General features: G+C 72.0%; 4 protein-coding genes. 2 read left to right on the top strand and 2 right to left on the bottom strand.

Annotation, left to right across the window (positions count from 1 at the left end; all coding sequences use genetic code 11):
• On the bottom strand, positions 1–308 hold a 308-nt coding region (locus AMK22_RS37055), incomplete at its 3' end, for an aldehyde dehydrogenase family protein (protein ID WP_143203663.1).
• Positions 309–519: 211 nt separating this feature from the next.
• On the opposite strand from AMK22_RS37055, the gene AMK22_RS37050 reads away from it, so the two are divergent.
• Entirely contained in the window at positions 520–1,059 is a 540-nt protein-coding gene (locus AMK22_RS37050; protein WP_073792130.1) for an NADAR family protein, read from the top strand.
• A gap of 142 nt (positions 1,060–1,201) precedes the next feature.
• On the opposite strand, the gene AMK22_RS37045 is transcribed toward AMK22_RS37050, so the two are convergent.
• Positions 1,202–1,942 carry a DUF4190 domain-containing protein gene (locus AMK22_RS37045; protein ID WP_073792128.1) on the bottom strand — a complete coding sequence of 247 codons (741 nt, stop codon included), beginning with the start codon at positions 1,940–1,942 and terminating at the stop codon, positions 1,202–1,204.
• Between the two features lie 133 nt (positions 1,943–2,075).
• Between AMK22_RS37045 and AMK22_RS37040 the strand changes: the two genes are divergently transcribed.
• Positions 2,076–3,110: an adenosine deaminase gene (locus AMK22_RS37040; protein WP_073792126.1), complete on the top strand. Its 1,035-nt coding sequence runs from the start codon at positions 2,076–2,078 to the stop codon at positions 3,108–3,110.
• The last annotated feature ends 109 nt before the right edge of the window (positions 3,111–3,219 follow it).

Below are 3,219 nucleotides of genomic sequence, written 5' to 3'. Positions count from 1 at the left end.
TTGCCGCACTGGAGGGACTCGACGTATGCGAAGTCCCCGGCCTGTTCGGCGAGCACGGCGGCGAAGCGGTGCATCGCCTCGGCCCGTTCGGCGGGCGTCGCGCCCGACCAGCCGGGGAACGCCTCGCGGGCCGCCGCGACGGCCGCGTCGACGTCGGCGGTGCCCGCCAGTTCGTAGGTGTACACCGTCTCGCCCGTCGCCGGGTTCACCACGTCGTGGTGACGCCCCGATGTGCCGGGCCGCAGCTTTCCGCCGATGTACTGTGCGCCGTCCGCGAACCGGTCCCGCACCTGGATGGTGTTGCCCATGACGCTCTCCTCCGCCGCGTTCGCATGAGGCGCGCGGCGTAGTTCCTGCTGGAATTGATTGCCGATCCTGGCAGAGGCACCCCACCCCAACAAGTGATTCCGTTGTTGCCTTTTGGTTACGCAACGGAATCCTTCGACCATGTGTCGCGTAGACGCGGAATTACGGGACGGAGTGTCAGTGGCGGATGCCAGACTCACGTGCATGGGACACATGGACGATCTCCTGGCGCGGACCCGGCGCGGCGAGAAGGTGAAGTACCTGCGCTTCTGGGGGCACCGCCCACTGCCCGACGGACGCGTCGGCGCGAGCTGTCTGAGCCAGTGGTGGCCGTCGCCGTTCGAGGTCGACGGTGTGCGGTACGCGACGGCGGAGCACTGGATGATGGCCGGCAAGGCGCGGTTGTTCGGTGACGCGGAGGCCGAGGAGCGGGCCGTGGCGGCGAAGGGCCCGGCGCAGGCGAAGAAGGCGGGCCGACTGGTCCGCGGCTTCGACGAGGCGATATGGGAGCGCGAGCGGTACGCCCTGGTGGTGGCGGGCAACGTCCACAAGTTCGGGCACGATCCGCGGCTGCGGGAGTTCCTGCTCGGCACCGGGGAGCGGGTGCTCGTCGAGGCGAGCCCCGTGGACCGGATCTGGGGCATCGGGCTGGCGGCGGACGACGCGCGCGCCCAGGACCCCGCGGCATGGCGGGGGCTGAATCTGCTGGGGTTCGCGCTGATGGACGCGCGGACGGCGCTGCGCGCGGGCTGAACCGCACCGCGCGCCGACCGGACCGCGGGGACAGGAGAGGCGGGCGCGGACGGCCGGACGGGCCGGCGTACAACCCGTCCGGCCGGAGTGCGCCCGTACGGTTCGCGGCGTGTTCCGTACGGCTGAAGCGCGCCCGTCCCGGCTATCGCGCGACGTCGACGACCAGGGACGTGGAGTAGGGGTCCTCGTAGGTGGACTCGTCCTCGAATTCCTCGGGGTGGGCCACGACCACCCAGACCATGAAAGTGAAGAAGGCCGCCCCGAGAACCAGGCCGACGGACCCCATGATGATCCCGGCGAGCGCCTGGCCGCTGTTGTTGGCCTCGCCCCGTCCCGCCCGCTTGCGGCCCAGGATGCCGAAGATCAGGGCGAGCACGCCCAGGACGATGCCCGGTATCCCCCACATGCAGAGCAGGCAGAGGGACAGGATGCCGAGCACCATGGCCGCCGTACCCATGCCGTTGGCCGGTGGCGGGGTGCCCCAGGCCGCCTGCGGGTATCCGGTGTACCCCGGGTATCCGTACTGCGGTGCGGGCGCGGCGGGGTAGCCGTACTGCCCGACCGCGGGCGGGATCTGCTGCCCCGGCCCGTTCGGCGCGATCGGCGGGGGCGGTACCGCCCCGAACGCCGCGCCCGGGCCCGGCACGGACCCGGCCGGCGCGGTCGGACCATGGGCCGGTGCGGGCCCGTCCTCCGCCCCCGGCATCGAGGTGACCGTCGGCTGGTCGTGGACGGCCGGCGGCCGGGGCTCCCCGGCCGGCTTGTCCAACGGCACCTTCCATGGATCAGCGGTCGGCTCGTCCAGCGGGACGCTTCTGTCCGGCGGAGCCCACGGATCGCGCGGCACCGCCCCGTCCGCGGGCTGCTGTGTGTTGTCTGACATGGGCCTCCCCCATCGTGGTCCCGTCATGCTACGACCCGTCCCCCTGCCCGGGGGCCGGGCCTACGATGATGCCCGTCCCCCGCCCGGCCACCCGCGCCCGGCAGCCTCGCCGTCCACGCCACCGGAGAGTCCGATGACCGATCTGCACCCCTTCATCGCGGGGCTGCCCAAGGCGGAACTGCATGTCCACCATGTCGGTTCCGCCTCGCCCCGCATCGTCGCCGAGCTGGCGGCGCACCACCCCGACTCCAAGGTGCCCACCGACCCCGAGGCGCTGGCCGACTACTTCACCTTCACCGACTTCCGTCACTTCATCGAGGTCTACCTCTCCGTCGTGGACCTGATCCGCACCCCGGAGGATGTCCGGCTGCTGACATTCGAGGTCGCCCGGGACATGGCCCGGCAGAACATCCGCTACGCGGAGCTGACGATCACGCCGTTCAGCTCGACCCGGCGCGGCATCCCCGAGCGGGCGTTCATGGAGGCGATAGAGGACGCCCGCAAGGCGGCCGAGGCGGAACTCGGGGTGGTGCTGCGCTGGTGCTTCGACATCCCCGGCGAGGCCGGACTCGAAGCCGCCGAGGAGACCACCCGGCTCGCCGTGGACCTGCGCCCCGAAGGACTCGTCTCGTTCGGGCTCGGCGGCCCGGAGATCGGAGTGGAGCGCCCGCAGTTCAAGCCCTTCTTCGACCGGGCGATCGCCGAGGGCCTGCACTCCGTTCCGCATGCCGGGGAGACCACCGGGCCGCAGACCGTCTGGGACGCGCTGACGCACCTGCGCGCCGAACGCATCGGCCACGGCACGCACTCCGTCCGCGACCCGGAACTGCTCGCCCATCTCGCCGAGCACCGCATCCCGCTGGAGGTCTGCCCGACCTCGAACATCGCGACCCGCGCGGTGGCCGACATCGAGCAGCACCCGGTGAAGGAGATGGTGCGGGCGGGCGTCCTGGTCACCATCAACAGCGACGACCCGCCGATGTTCGGCACCGACCTCAACACCGAGTACGGGGTGGCCGCCCGGCTCCTCGGTCTGGACGAGCGCGGCCTCGCGGGCCTGGCGAAGAACGCCGTCGAGGCGTCGTACCTCAACCCGGCGGGCAAGCGGGCCCTGACGACCGAGATCGACACCTACACGGCCGCCTGGCTGGAGCGGACCGCGCTCTGACGTGCCGGTGCCGGGGTGCCACCGTGACCGCACGGCCGCCGACGCCCCGGCACCGCCCTCCGTACGACCGACGACGCGCCCCGGCCGACACAACGGCAGGTCCGCACAC

It is taken from the genome of Streptomyces sp. CB01580, assembly GCF_001905795.1.
GTDB lineage: Bacteria > Actinomycetota > Actinomycetes > Streptomycetales > Streptomycetaceae > Streptomyces.
Note: the sequence above shows the minus strand (reverse complement) of the source record. Positions and strands in the feature narration are given on the sequence as shown.

What these genes read in the sequence shown, in the direction of transcription:
- AMK22_RS37050 (WP_073792130.1), top strand. Translation starts at nt 520, where the DNA reads ATGGACGATCTCCTGGCGCGGACCCGGCGCGGCGAGAAGGTGAAGTAC.
- AMK22_RS37045 (WP_073792128.1), bottom strand. Translation starts at nt 1,942, where the DNA reads ATGTCAGACAACACACAGCAGCCCGCGGACGGGGCGGTGCCGCGCGAT.
- AMK22_RS37040 (WP_073792126.1), top strand. Translation starts at nt 2,076, where the DNA reads ATGACCGATCTGCACCCCTTCATCGCGGGGCTGCCCAAGGCGGAACTG.